9 protein-coding genes are annotated in these 13,097 nt (G+C 57.7%); 3 read left to right on the forward strand and 6 right to left on the reverse strand.

The features are described from left to right. Positions 1–292: 292 nt before the first annotated feature. From J4772_RS00350 to J4772_RS00365, 4 genes are all read right to left on the reverse strand, one after another. Positions 293–658 carry an antibiotic biosynthesis monooxygenase gene (locus J4772_RS00350; RefSeq protein ID WP_209073719.1) on the reverse strand — a complete coding sequence of 122 codons (366 nt, stop codon included), beginning with the start codon at positions 656–658 and terminating at the stop codon, positions 293–295. A gap of 105 nt (positions 659–763) precedes the next feature. Next, positions 764–1,732: a 2,3-diaminopropionate biosynthesis protein SbnB gene (locus J4772_RS00355; RefSeq protein WP_209073720.1), complete on the reverse strand. Its 969-nt coding sequence runs from the start codon at positions 1,730–1,732 to the stop codon at positions 764–766. Between the two features lie 36 nt (positions 1,733–1,768). Then, complete coding sequence (gene sbnA / locus J4772_RS00360) at positions 1,769–2,770, reverse strand: 2,3-diaminopropionate biosynthesis protein SbnA (RefSeq protein ID WP_371822813.1); 1,002 nt, start codon at positions 2,768–2,770, stop codon at positions 1,769–1,771. Positions 2,771–2,828: 58 nt separating this feature from the next. After that, positions 2,829–4,061: a phenylacetate--CoA ligase family protein gene (locus J4772_RS00365; protein WP_209073721.1), complete on the reverse strand. Its 1,233-nt coding sequence runs from the start codon at positions 4,059–4,061 to the stop codon at positions 2,829–2,831. A gap of 173 nt (positions 4,062–4,234) precedes the next feature. On the opposite strand from J4772_RS00365, the gene J4772_RS00370 reads away from it, so the two are divergent. The 3 genes from J4772_RS00370 to J4772_RS00380 all read left to right on the forward strand — a co-directional run bounded on the left by J4772_RS00370 (position 4,235) and on the right by J4772_RS00380 (position 9,146). Then, on the forward strand, positions 4,235–5,020 hold the full coding sequence (locus J4772_RS00370; protein ID WP_209073722.1) for a YheC/YheD family protein: 786 nt from the start codon (positions 4,235–4,237) through the stop codon (positions 5,018–5,020). Between the two features lie 160 nt (positions 5,021–5,180). Then, positions 5,181–7,436, forward strand: a complete 2,256-nt coding sequence (locus tag J4772_RS00375) for an S-layer homology domain-containing protein (RefSeq protein ID WP_209073723.1) — start codon at positions 5,181–5,183, stop codon at positions 7,434–7,436. A 465-nt stretch (positions 7,437–7,901) separates the two neighbouring features. After that, on the forward strand, positions 7,902–9,146 hold the full coding sequence (locus tag J4772_RS00380; RefSeq protein WP_209073651.1) for an IS110 family RNA-guided transposase: 1,245 nt from the start codon (positions 7,902–7,904) through the stop codon (positions 9,144–9,146). Between the two features lie 168 nt (positions 9,147–9,314). Here J4772_RS00380 and J4772_RS00385 read toward each other — a convergent pair whose 3' ends face one another. Further along, entirely contained in the window at positions 9,315–12,017 is a 2,703-nt protein-coding gene (locus J4772_RS00385) for a family 78 glycoside hydrolase catalytic domain (protein WP_209073724.1), read from the reverse strand. Then, the gene (locus J4772_RS00390) at positions 12,014–13,039 is read right to left on the reverse strand and encodes a family 43 glycosylhydrolase (RefSeq protein WP_209073725.1); all 1,026 of its coding nucleotides are present in this window, start codon (positions 13,037–13,039) and stop codon (positions 12,014–12,016) included. Before J4772_RS00390 ends, J4772_RS00385 begins: the two co-directional genes overlap by 4 nt. Positions 13,040–13,097: the final 58 nt, after the last annotated feature.

The raw sequence follows: 13,097 nt of genomic DNA on the forward strand, positions 1-13,097 counted from the left end.
GTAGGCACTTTCTTGGCCTTTAGGCCCCAGGCATGGGCGGTCGGCTTGCGAGACCGTTAGAGTCTGCGAAGAGAGTGTGTTTATGGATGTAGCGGTCTGCGAGGCCGTTAGAGTCAGCGAAGAGAGTGTGTTTATGGATGTAGCGGTCTGCGGGACCGTTAGAGTCAGGGAAGAGAGTGAGTTTGCGTGTGTAGCGGTCTGCGAGGCCATTAGCGTTCAGGAGGAAGAAGGCTTAATATGCCTTATTTCCCCCTGACCGTTCCGCCGCCTGTGTGGACTTGGCGAAAAAAGGCTATGCGTCGGGGTAAGAGAACAAGACCTCGTGGACGCTGAGCTTGGCGCCGAGCATGATGCCTGCGCCGGGCTTAGGCTGTTCGCCGTGGCTGGCTTGTCCGTCGGTCGGGTTGTTTTCAGACTTGGGGCGCGAGTGGGCATGAGCCTGCTTAAAAGCGTCGCTGTTTACCCAGCCGTCGAAAGCCTCGCGATTTTCCCAAGTTGTGCATACTTTCAGTTCGTCGTGTTCCTCTAGCGACTCGGACAGCAGCTCCATGCGGATAAAGCCTGGAGCGTGCTGAACGCCTTTCGGATTTTTGAACCTCTCAGCTACCTCCCCGACATGGCCGGATTTGATGCGAATCGTATTGATGGCAACGATCATGATCGTAACCCCCTTTGAGATTAAGTACAGTTTAAGTGTACCAAATCTCGCATCGCGTCGCTTGCTATCCCCGGCTGAGCGTCTCCGCCACGTAGCTATACCCCGCTATGCATCCAAATGGACGCCAACGCTCTTGAGGACCGCTTCCCGCCAATAGTAAGCTGCAACTGCAATATCGAAGGCGGCCATGCCCATCGGACTAAAAAAGATCGGAACATCCGGCATTAGCGAACAAAGTCGGTCTCCTCGGATCGCGTCCCGGAACGTCATCGTATCCTGTTCCGCTAATCCTTCGTGTAGGTGCAACTGCTCGATATCTGTATTTTCTCGGCAAACCTCTTGCCAGCTGTCGACGATAACCTGTGTCCCGCGTACACACTTTGGCTCGTAGTCCCGCAGGGAAACGTTCACCAGCAGCGATCCCGGCACGGGTGGCTCGTCGATGTAACGAGCGGGCGAGACTGTGCAGGTCACAACTACATCGCTCTCCCGGTAAGCTTCCTGCCAACTATCGCATATGGTCGCCTTGCTCTGCCGAACCCCCGTGCCGACTGAGGCGGGATCGATTCCTCGAATGTCGAACAGCTTCATGCCTTCCACTTTTTCTCCGAACATCGTCGCGATCATATCATAATGTCTTTTAGCGATCGGTCCCCAACCGATAATTCCGATCCGATAGCGTTCGCGACGCCCTAATTGAAAATAAGCGCTAAGCATCGCCGCACTTACCGCCGCCGTTCGCAATTCGTTAAGCAAGCCGCCGCACAGGAACGCTACGGGAGCGCCGGTAGTGGGATCGTTCAGGACGATCGAGCCATGCGCCCGAGGGAGCCCGAGCTTGGTGTTGCCCGGAAAGCTGGCGATCCACTTGATGCCGCTCATCTCCGTCTCGCCTCCGACGAAGGCAGGCATGGCAATGATCCGATTGCCCGGCTCCCGGAACCGCAAGTAAGGCTTCAACGGTTGAACCGTCTCCGAAGTGCCAAGCAAAGCCGTCGTCTGCGCAATCAGTCCCGCTAACAAAGGCCAATCCGCACCAAGCTGCCGGATATGTCCATCATTCAGGTAGATCATGTCTCGTCAAACCACCTCCCTATTTGTTGTTCGGACTCACACGTTGTTTGCGACCCATTCGTCGTTGTACACGGTGTCCAAGTAGCGGTCCCCGCGATCGGGCAGTATCGCAGCGCAGACGGAACCCGACGGAATGTCGTCCCGAAGAGAGCGAATCGCCGCCAGAACGCCGCCGGAGGAAGCGCCGGCGAGAATCCCCTCCGAGCGCAGCAGCTCTCGGCACATATCCACGCACTCCCGTTCCGTCGCATATACGATTCGGTCGATCAGCTCCGCTCGGGCGATCGGAGGCACCATCGCCGCCCCCAGTCCGGGAAATTTTCGCGTCCCCTTCGCCCCGCCAAAAATCACGCTGCCAGCCGCGTCTACCGCAACAATCGTCGTTGGCAGCCCGCCGTCCTTCAACCGTTCGGCGCAGCCTCGTATCGTTCCGCAGGAGCTGACCCCGCAAAACAAATAATCGATGCGAGGCAGCGCCTCCATCATCTCCGGCATCGTCGTCTCGTAGTGGGCCAAATAATTGTTCGGGTTGCCGTACTGGTTCGTCCAATAGCCATTGCCGATCTGTCGCTGCAGCTGCTTCACTCGCTCAATCCGCGCCGGCAAATAGTCTCCGCTAACCGGGTCTGGCGAAGAGACCAGCTCGACCTCTCCCCCCAGTAGCCGAATGAGGCGCAGATGGCTCTCGGTCGTACGGGGATCTACGACGCAAATAAAGCGAAGCCCCATTCCTCGGCAAATTTGCGCCAAGCTAACCGCCATATTTCCCGAGCTCGATTCGATAACCGTCGTCCCCCGGCGAATGTCCCCCGAACGAATCGCTTCGCGTATGATGCGAAGCGCAGGGCGATCCTTGGCGCTGCCGCCCGGATTCATCATCTCCAGCTTTCCGTATACGCGGAACGTCTCTTCCCGAAATAGTCGGCTCAAAGTAACGAAGGGCGTCCTGCCAATCGCGCTTCCGATGCCGTCCAGCGCTTCCATTGCGTCCATCAAACCCGGATCGAGATCACCCATCCGCCCCGCCCCTTTCCTCAATCGCAGCTGTCTCCTGATGTTTCTCCCGGCATCGTCGCCATTCCCCGTCATCCCTCCCTCAATCATAGAAGACCTTTTTCCGCTTAATCGCCGGTCCGTCATATGCTGCCTCCTCGGGCACGACTCGAATTGCCTCCAAAATCCCGCCGCGGATCATAGCCCCGATCTCGGGAATGCGCTCGGCCAGCTCTCGCTCGATGCTCTCGCAAACAGCGGCGCCCACAGGGCTGCGGCTGCCGATATGCACCGTCAGCTTGTTCCCGCGCACATGGATGGCGACATGGGCCTCTCTCAAATGGCGATAGACGACGTTTTCGATATCGTACACGCTGATCTTCTCTCCGTGCTTCAGCTCCGGCCCGATCCGGCGCACGAGTGCCTCGAAGCTCTGCCGCCAATTCCCATCCACTCGAATCGGTCGAAAATCCCGGACAACGTCATAGGTGACGAAACGCAAGGCGGGAAAAAGCTCGCGAACATGCGAGGTCAGCACAAGTACGGATTCCCCATCCTGCAGCGGCTCCCATCCGCCGCCCAGAGCCTCCGCCGATATTCCCTCGGCCTTAATGCCTTCGGCAAACAAATAACGTCCATGTTCATGCGAGTAGCTCGCGATTGTGCCGATCTCAATCGAGCCGTATGTGTCGGTGATACGTTCCTCATGCAGTCCGAGTCTCTCCGCTACGCTGCGACGCCAGGAGGGGGCGGCGATCTCGCCGACCAGGATGACGCTGCGGAGTCCGTAACCGGCAGGGTCGTCCTCGGCCGCGGCCAGAAGGCGATCGAGAATGGACGGCATCGTATAGAGAACGTGAGGCCGCAGCGTTCCGAGCCGTTCCAGATGACGACCGATCGGCTGATCGAACGAGATAGAATCCGCCGCAACGCCGATTCTCGCAAATACGTCCAGAGCGGTGCCTGCCGCATGGCCCGTTCCCATATCCGAGAGTGCAGTCGAAGCGCCGGTAGGCTCGATAATCCGTCGAAACAGCTCCGCTTTGATGCGAATATAATGACTTTCGTCTTCGGCAGAATAGAAAATCGTTTTCCGCCGGTTCGTACTCGTTCCCGACGTTCGATACGACGTCGTCCGTCCGACAACGCCATCCTCGGCATACGGCAGCTCGCGGCTGTAGTAGTAACGCTCCAGCAGCTCAGACGTCATTAAGGGAAGCCGTTCGATCGAACGAACCGCGAACCGGTCGATGCCCGCATCCGAGAGAAGCTGTCCGTACCAAGGAAACAGACGAACGGTCCTATCGATCTTGGCGTGAAAAGGCGATAAACTCATGGCGATTCCTCCGCTTCCGCCTTCAAAGGCCGATAATTATATATATGTGCGCGAGCGTCTCGCGTTCTTCCTTGCGGAGCTAGGCGTCGGCCCTGCCGTTTCGGGTCTGCTGTCCATACTTTGATCGTAAAGCGATACCCCTGACGGGAAAAGGAAGGGAGCTGACGAGGAAAGTGAGCAAGCGGACGACGGAATCGAGCAAATGGATCAAGACGAAGCTGCTGGAAGGCTCCGCCGCATTGGTCCGGCATATCCCGGCAACGCGGCGTCTGACGTCCTCATCGCTTGGCAGGATGCTGAGCCGATACGGGATGGTATACATCAAACCGGTGTTTGGATCGTGCGGCGTAGGCGTTATGAGAATAGAGAGGGCGCGCGGCGGATGGGCTGTACGAGATGGCGCGAAGCGCCGTGTGTTCGCCAGCCGTGCCAATTTGTTCGGATGGGTGCGCAAGCGAATAGGCCGGAAGCCGTATCTGGTGCAGCGCGGCATTCATGTGTTGAGGCTAAGAGGAAGACCAATCGATTATCGAGTCGTGGTCCAGAAGGGGCGCAAAAACGGCTGGAAGGTAACCGGCGTGGCCGCGCGGGTAGCATCTCCTCGCAAAGCGGTGACGAACGGCAGCCAGGGGGGGAGCATTTACGCCGCGGGCAGCCTGCTGCGGCGCACGGCGGGGAAGAAGCAGGCGAAGAAGCTGCTGAGCAGGTTCGGCAGCATGGCGCATGCGACCGCAAAGCGTTTCGAGCGATCGTACCCCCGGATGAAGGAGCTTGGGTTGGACATAGCAGTCGATCGGCGCAAGCGGGCATGGATTATCGAGGTGAATACGCGGCCCGATCCTTGTCCGTTCACAAGGCTGAACGACCGCTCCATGCTGCGGCGCATCATCCGATACGCGCGAGGATACGGACGTACGTACGCCTTGAACTGCACGAAAGCAAGACGGGGCGGCGGATAATGCAGCGATTAATCGCCGACAAACGAAATTTACCCGAAAACCGTGCGAGCTCTTTCCCCGCGCGGTTTTCGGGGTTTTTGGCGCGGAGTTATTTATTATTCTTTTATTGGCGTTAACTAAAATGAAAGTGAGCTGATCTTATTTCAAGAGGTGAACGGGAATGGACAAGTTGTTCGCAAATGCTAGGAAATCCTGGATCGTGACGCTGATCATAGGTTTGTTCGGTGTTTCTTTGCCTCATTTCGCGGGAGCAGCCGTGGGTGGAGGCGGCTATAGCCAACCCCCCTGGAAGGAGGTTGATCAATCGTCGCCCGGACCGGTCGCGCGATTCGCTTCGGCGATGGCCTACGACGAGGATAGCGGTAGTACCTTGCTTTTCGGCGGTGTGGATATCAACTACGATGATCTGGACGATACCTGGATGTGGGACGGCCAGAGGTGGACGGACGTAACTCCCGCAGATCCCAGCGATTCACCGTCAACGCGTATTTACGGAGAGATGGCTTACGCGGGTCCAGGCAAAGGCATTTTGCTCTTCGGAGGAAACGATGCTGCCGGCATTTTTAACGAAACGTGGTTATGGGACGGAACAAAATGGAGCAACGTAACCCCTGCGGATACGAGCGCGAACTATCCTCCGGGGCGGATCGAGTTCAGCATGACGTACATCGGAGACGGCGAGGTTCTTCTGTATGGCGGGTGGGGAGAGAACGGGGATCTGAAGGATACCTGGATATGGAACGGAACAAGCTGGAGAGACGCCACTCCGGCCGATCCGAACGATTCTCCGACGACGATTAATCGGACAAGCATCGCGTATGACAAGAAAAACGATCAAGTTGTGCTTTTCGGCGGATATACGAGCAATTTCCCTTATGTTTCGAATACGACGTGGATATGGGATGGTCTGAAGTGGAATCTTCGGGCGCCGGCTGCTTCGCCTGCTCCGCGAGTCTTCGCAAGCATGGCCTACGATTCGAATCTCGAAAAAGTCATCCTGGTCGGTGGCGAAGCGGGGTACATCCCCAAAGACGACGTTTGGTTCTGGGACGGAATGAATTGGACGGAGCAGACGGAGGCGAATTTGCCGCAGCTCAGTTTATCCAATATGGTCTTCGATAGCGGGAGAGGGCAATCCGTTCTCTTCAGCGGTTACAGCGAAGACTATCTGTTCGAGAAAACGTGGACGCATCGAATATCAGCCGTATCGAACGTCGGCGTTGCGAGCGGATCCAATGCAGGAGAGGCCGCGGCGGACTGGATCGTCGAGTTCGATACAGGCGCTTACGGAGCTCTGGAGGGGGGCTCGGACACCCTTACTCTGCATGTACCGTCCGGTACAACTCTTCCGGCTTCAAACCTGAATTACACGATTAACGGCACAGCCTCGTCCGCGTTAATCCAGAACGCCGCCGAAGAGGCGACGATTACGTTACCGCAAAACGTGTCGGCGAATAGCCGGGTGTCCGTTGCGATACGAGGCGTTGCCAATCCTCCTGCGGGCAGCTACGGCTCTAATAATTTTACGGTGTCCACAAGTCAGGACATCGTTGTTGCATCGGCCGCTAGCGGGCTGAACTTCCTTGTGCCCGACCATATCGCAGTTGGAGCGACGCCCGCCCAAGTATTGACCGGAGACAGTGTATCGGTCACAGGAGTCGTCTACGGCGTTGGCGATCTTCCAGTCTCCGGCGTGGGGGTCGACCTCGCGGCTTCGTCGGGCAGCTTCGGAAGCGCGGGCGCGATGACGGACGCGAACGGCCGGTTCAGCGCTCTCTTTACGGCGCCGTCCTCTGCCGGAGACGTTACGATAACGGCCGTAACCGTCGAAGATCCGGCTGATCCTTCGAGCTCGCCGGACATTGAGGAGCCTAAGCCTGCCTTTACCGATATCGCGGGTCATTGGGGGGAAGCCGATATCCTGGATGCGGCAAGGAAAGGGATCGTGGAGGGTTATCCGGACGGCTCATACCGCCCCAATCGCACCGTGACGCGCGCGGAATTCGCAGTGATGCTGACAAACGCGTTAAAGCTTTCAAACCAAGGGGCGATTCTAAGCTTCAAGGACGCGGACCGAATTGGACAGTGGGCCCGGGCAGCCGTTGCGCAAGCCGCAGGAGCGGGACTTATCCAAGGCGATGCGAACGGCAACTTTCGTCCGGACGCCCTGATTACGAGGGCGGAGATGGCCGTGATGGTGGCAAGGGCGTTAAGCTTGGCGGCGGATGCTCGCTCAGCAGGATTCGCGGACGATCGGGACATTCCGGACTGGGCCGTCGGGGCCGCGGCCGAGATGAAGAAGCTGGACATAATGCGAGGGAAAGGAGACAATGGCTTCTTCCCGAAGGATCCTGCGACGAGGGCGGAAGCGGCAACGGTTCTGTTGAAGACGCTGGCGGCCATAGCTCAAAAATAACGGACAAGAACATATCTTTTTGGAAGAAACCGTTCTAGGACAACCGACGTAAAAGGAGGAGGACCCAAAACTCGTATAGTATTTTTTGAAGGCAGTTATAAGCCAATTTCCATCCCCCGAGGGGGATGAAGGCCGCCTTCAGAATTTCCAGCTTGCTCTTTGAAAATTAAATTTGGGACTGGACTTTCCGGCATGCCTCTGGACAATGGATTTTAGGGTCCATTCGGGGAAATTCTTCTGCCTCCTGTAGCATCGTCTACATCTAAAGTCTGTTTCTCCGGTACTCGTCTGAGCTTCTTACCCGCTGGCTGTTCCCTTCGGCAAACCATGCCCAGCAATAGCAGCGCTGGGGCAGCTCATGGCCCGAAGTGTGTCCTCATATGCGAGGGTGATTGATCTGCGAGTGCACCGGAGGCATCCCGGAGCGTCCATTCCCTGAATCCCTAGAGAAAGGAGGATCTCCACTTGAAACTATTTGTCGGTATTGACGTCAGTTCGCAAGAACTGGAAGCGTGTTTCATGAATTCGGATGGCGACAAGGTTGAGACGCTTACCGTGAAGAACGATTTGCATGGCGCTTCTCACCTACGCGACCGCATTGTTGCTGTAGCGGACAAGCTGTCCGCTTCCGAAATCCATATCGGGCTTGAGGCTACCTCGGTCTACAGCTGGCATCCTGCGATGTATATGCATGAGGATGCGGCACTCAAGGAACGCAAGGCCAAAGTGTTCACCATCAACCCGAAGCTCGTCAGCAAGTTCAGAGAAGCGTATCCGGATCTTGACAAGACCGACCGTCTCGATGCTTGGGTCATTGCGGACCGTTTGCGCTTCGGCAGATTGACGACGACCATCGTCATGCAAGAGCAGTACGTTGCCTTGCAGCGGCTTACCCGCATGCGGTTTCATATGGTCCACAGCCTGACGCGCGAGAAGCAGTACTTCCTGCAGAACCTGTTCTACAAGTGCAACGCCTTTACGTCCGAAGTCGAGAGCTCCGTATTCGGACATGCCATCCTGGAGATGCTCTCGGACCAATACAGCCTGGACGACATTGCGACCATGGATGTCGCGAGCTTGGCTGACTATCTCAGAGACAAGGGACGCAATCGCTTCCCTGACGCAGAGAACGTCGCTCGCTGCATTCAGAAAGCCGCCAGAGCTTCTTACCGGCTCTCCAAAGTCGTCGAGGATTCCATCGACCTTGTGCTTGGCACATCCATTCAGACCATCCGAAGCATTCAGGCTCAGCTCAAGGATTTGGACAAGGCCATCTCGCGGATTCTGGAAGGCATGCCGGGCGCCCAGTGCCTGCAATCCGTCCCCGGCATCGGCAAGGTCTACGCCGCCGGCATTCTCGCCGAGCTTGGCGACATCTGGCGCTTTAGCGATCAAGCCGCTGTCGCCAAGTACGCTGGGCTCACATGGCGCAGGCATCAGTCCGGCCCCTTTGAGGCCGAGGATACTAAACGCATTCGTTCCGGCAACCGATTCCTTCGCTATTACCTGGTTGAAGCTGCCAACTCGGTGAAAAACCGCGATGAAGAATTCGGCGAGTATTACCGGAAGAAATACAAGGAAGTACCCAAGCATCAACACAAACGCGCCCTCGTCTTAACGGCAAGAAAACTTGTGCGTCTGGTCGATGTGCTGCTACGCAACGGCCAACTCTATACGCCTCGAAGGAAGGTGACGACTGCGAAGGATTGACGCCTCCTTTGCCAAAGTCCATTACGGATTCCCAGTAAAAATCTGGTTATTCACTTGATTTTCGGCTGGGTTTAGTTTGATGTGCCCATTTTTCATGACTGATCTAACTTACAGCCAAAAAAATTTCCAATTCATTCGAGGTTAGCGCTTGACATCATACCGCTGGACTTATTGTTGATCTACGCTCCGTCGATCGCTCCGGCTCTTCGCGGTGAACACGAACGAGCCCGAACCGGTCCGATAGACAGCACAGCCGTCCTCGTGCCCGACGAACCGCGCTCCGTCTCCTTCCACGGCGACGGAATTGAAGTCGGAAACGGGAATATGGATCCATCCGTCCGCATTGACCGGAATTTCCACGGCAACCTCTAGCGCATGCCCTTCCCCCTGCTCCCACCGAACGGACGCTTGGCCCGCTCGCAGCTCATGCCGGGCTTCGGCCCAAAGCACGTCGCCGACAATGCCTGGCTTAATCTTCACGGCGAAACGCCCCGTTTCCGGAAGATACCGGTAATCCAGCCCTGCGAGACCGGTGTAAAGCCACTCCTCCAGATGCCCAAGCATAAAATGGTTCTGCGATTTGCCGACGGTCGGCCCGTCCCAGGCTTCGGTCAGCGTTGTCGCGCCGTTGGCGATCTGATAGCCATAGCCTGGCGTATCGGTGCTGCGCGTCATTCGGTAGATCAGGTCCGACCGTCCGCCGCGCGCAAGCGCAAGCAGCACATATCTGTGGCCCACGTCGCCGGACGTCGTCCGGCCGCCTCGCTCCTCGATATTCCGAACAAGCCGCGCAAACAAGGCGTCCCGATGAGCATCCGGAGCCAGTCCGATGGCCAGCGGCATCGCTAAGGCTGCATCGCTGCCCCCGGCGTACAGAACCGTCCGCTCGTCGAAGAACTCGCGGTTAAAGGCGCCTTTGATCGAATCCGCCAATCGGGCATAGACGTCCGCGTCCTCAGTGAAACCAAGCCGCGTCGCGATGCTTCGCATGACGACGGTCAGCCCGTAGTAGATGGCGGTTTCCGCCAATGGGACCGGGGTGTTCTGCGAGAAGCCGGGCCCGTTCGGACCGACGTCATACCAATCTCCCAGTCCGTCTCGGAGAATGTTGCCGTCCGCGGTGGCCGTCAAATAATCGATATAACGTCTCATTGTCTTGTAATGCCGCTGCAGAACGCCGGCGTTTCCGTAGCGCTGCAGCAGCTCCCAGGCGGCCAGAACGGAGGCGCCGCCCCAAGCGACCGCATGCCGGAACACGTCCCACGGCTCCTGAAACACCACATATTCCGGCGCCGTCGTCGGAATGAGCCCATCGGGCTGCTGGGCGTCGGCGATGTCGGCCAGCACCTTCATGAGTAGAGCCTCGACGTCATAGTTGAATATCAGCGAAGGCCCCATCAGATGAACCTGCTCCAGCCAGCCGAGCTTCTCGCGATGCGGGCAATCGGTCAGCACGCTCTTCATGTTGCTGAGCATCGCCCGGTTGATGATCTCGTGAATCCGGTTCAGCCTGTCGTCCGAGCAGCGAAAGCTTCCCGCCTTACGAACGTCCGGATAGATCATCTGCCCCTCAATGCGGTGCAGCACCGGAAGCTTACACGCCTCGTGGCCGCCCTTTTCCGGAGTAATCGCCCCGATACCTTCAACTTGAACGTATCGAAACCCGTAATAAGTAAACCGAGGTCTCCATACTTCCGTACCCATGCCGCTTAAGGTGTAATTCAGCTCGTAGGGGGATCCGGACCATTTCTGATTAGCTAGTCCGTCTTCCGTTAATAGCTCAGCCGGGATCAGCTTTACCGTTGCGCCCTTCGGTCCAGAGACGGCGATTTCCGGCCAGCCCGAGAAATTCCGGCCCAGATCGACGATGAATAGGCCGGGCTTGGACTCCGTGATAGAGACCGGGGATAGCCGCTCCATCACTTTGAGGGCGGGCGCCGCCTGAGCGACAAGCTCTCCGGAAGGAGCCTCCGCCTCCGCCGCTTCGTGCCAATCTGCCCCTTCGACGAAGCCGAAACGATCCCAGCCTTCCTGCTCCAATTGCGCATCGTAATCCTCACCGCCATAGATGCAGGAGAAGGCGAGCGGGCTAGCGGCCGTCCGCCACGCGCTATCCGTGCCGATCGTCTCGCTCGTGCCGTCGGCGTAGTCGATGACCAGATCGGCCAGACATTTTGGCGCGCCATACGAGTCTTTAAACTTCGTATAGCGGCCGCCTGCCACATTGTAGAAGCCGTTGCCGAGCAGGATACCGGCCACGTTCTCCCCTTGCACGAGAGCATCGGTGATGTCGTAAGCGGTATAGAGAACCGTTTTGTCATATTCCGTCCACCCGGGGTCGAGCTCGTAATCGCCGACTTTGCCGCCGTTCAGGCGAAGCTCGTAATGACCGAGACCGCTTATATACGCCCGGGCGCGCCGCACAGGCTTCTCGATCCGGAAGCTCCGACGGAACTGAGGGAGCGGGCGCCCGGCTGTCCCGTCGGAAGCGTTTCCGATCCACTTTCCGCTCCATCTTCCATCGCGAAGCAAGCCCGTCTCCCACCAGGAGACAGGGCTTTCCGCTTGTCGGCCGAGGTCATCCCGCACCGTCACTTGCCAGTAGTAGCGCCTCCGGGGCTCCAGCGGAGCCCCTTCGTAGGCAATTGCGGCTTGATTCCTGCCGTCCCGCCATCCGCTATCCCATACATCGGATCGTCCGTCGACCAGTAGCTCCTCGCACGCAGCGACCCTGATCCGATAGGCGGTTTGCGAACGGGAGCGTGACGGGGACGACGCGAAAGTCCAGCCCAGCATGGGAGCGGTTGCATCCAGTCCCATGGGCTGGACGCGGCCTTCCGTCCGCATCGACGAGATGATCAATTCGGTCATAGTTCTCCTCCTGAAGACGCGTGTCCAGTCAGCAGTTCAGACGTCGCCACCGTGATCGTGCGGAACTCAGGGAAAATATTGCAGGTCCGATCCCCGTCCTGCGGACGGCGGCTGGCCGTGTAGAAGTGGTAGAGAACGCCTTTATGGCTGATCACGGAAGGTTTGTGTGCGAAGAGGGCGTCCAGCTCGCCTTCCCGGCCCGTCTCGATGATCGGCTCGGGATATTTGTCCCATTGCCTCAGATCGTGCGATAGAGCGATGCCTTCCTTCGCTTTCTTGTAATCGTAGCCAAAAAAGTACATCACCCAGCGATCGCCGTCGCGAAGCACGCACGGGTCGCTGACGAAGCCGCTATCCCAGGCTCCGGGCGTCACCTTCAGAACCGGGTTATGCTCGTGCCGCCGCCAATTCCGCAAATCCGTCGATACGGCCAGCCCCGTCTGTTCGACCCAGCGTCCGTGATCCTGATTTTTAGCGTTATAGAACAGATAGAACGTCCCCTCATGCTCCACGAGGCATTCTTTGTACAATCCGCCGCGTTCCCAATCCGCGCCTTCCCCCGGAACGAGAATAGGCTCTTCGAGCCGATGCCACGTTAGCAGGCGTTCATCGTCTGTCCAGGCGAGTCCGATCTTCGCGGGTCCGGCCTCGTATCCGTCGCCAGGATAGGAGTGATACGTCAGCCAATACTTTCCTTGCCACTTTTTCAGAGTCGGAGCTTTGTGCAAGTCGTTTTCCCTCAGAATCCACGTTCCGGCAATGTTTCGCGAATCCCAGCGGGAGCCTTCGTCCCTGTCGAGAATGGTGGACAGATGCTCCCAACGGAGCAGATCTTCGCTTGTCGCCAGCGCGGTCTGATAGCCTACGCCGTCAAAGCCGACGTACATCATATAGAAGCGGTCGCGATGCCGGAAGACGAATGGACAATCTACCGCGTGATAGTCGAAGCTGCCGGGGACTCCGGAGCCGACCAGTACGGGATGGCCGTACTTGTAGGGCGTTAAATAAGGGCGAATATTCAACGGAATGCTCCCTCCTTGCCGAGACGGCGAATGAAGTTTGAACCATCATAACATGGAA

Origin of the sequence: Cohnella sp. LGH, from assembly GCF_017671885.1 — a bacterium.
GTDB classification, from domain to species: Bacteria; Bacillota; Bacilli; order Paenibacillales; family Paenibacillaceae; genus Cohnella; species Cohnella phaseoli.

Excerpts from the sequence above, each read along its gene's own strand:
- J4772_RS00365 (WP_209073721.1), bottom strand. The coding sequence starts at position 4,061 with ATGAGTTTATCGCCTTTTCACGCCAAGATCGATAGGACCGTTCGTCTG.
- J4772_RS00385 (WP_209073724.1), bottom strand. The coding sequence starts at position 12,017 with ATGACCGAATTGATCATCTCGTCGATGCGGACGGAAGGCCGCGTCCAG.
- J4772_RS00350 (WP_209073719.1), bottom strand. The coding sequence starts at position 658 with ATGATCGTTGCCATCAATACGATTCGCATCAAATCCGGCCATGTCGGG.
- J4772_RS00375 (WP_209073723.1), top strand. The coding sequence starts at position 5,181 with ATGGACAAGTTGTTCGCAAATGCTAGGAAATCCTGGATCGTGACGCTG.
- J4772_RS00355 (WP_209073720.1), bottom strand. The coding sequence starts at position 1,732 with ATGATCTACCTGAATGATGGACATATCCGGCAGCTTGGTGCGGATTGG.